The sequence below is a fragment of the Petralouisia muris genome (assembly GCF_004793545.1).
GTDB lineage: Bacteria > Bacillota > Clostridia > Lachnospirales > Lachnospiraceae > Petralouisia > Petralouisia muris.
Map to the genome: position 1 here is coordinate 1 of NZ_SRYA01000266.1, position 415 is coordinate 415.

Here is a 415-nt window from a genome sequence, read left to right on the forward strand (position 1 = left end):
GACCGCGGCTGGGACGTAAAGCCAAAAAATGTGGAAGAGGAAAAAATTATCGATATAATCCTCGATTTCTGCAGCCATGTTTATGACGGGATAAAAGATTTTATGTAACCATCTCCTAAGAAAGCTAAAAACGGAAAAACAAAAACAGGCAGTGCATAAATTATACCGGAAACAGAAAGTGCCTGTCCTGCTGGCTTAACTGCGCCAGGCGCCCAAGCACACCAAACAAAAGCGATATATGAATAGTCATATACAAACAAGACAACAGAAAAGGAGGCATACCATGACAAAACAAAATATGATTCGATTTTTTGATATGTTTGCCGGTATTGGCGGGTTCCGCGCCGGGCTGGAGCGCGCCGGCGGCTTTACCTGCATCGGCCACTCGGAAATCGACAAACACGCCAACCGGGCA

The 415-nt window shown here is 45.5% G+C and carries 1 protein-coding gene; it reads left to right on the forward strand.

Annotated features, from left to right (window positions below):
• Positions 1–298 precede the first annotated feature (298 nt).
• A partial coding sequence (locus tag E5329_RS29445) for a DNA cytosine methyltransferase (protein ID WP_330572450.1) occupies positions 299–415 on the forward strand: 117 nt, incomplete at its 3' end.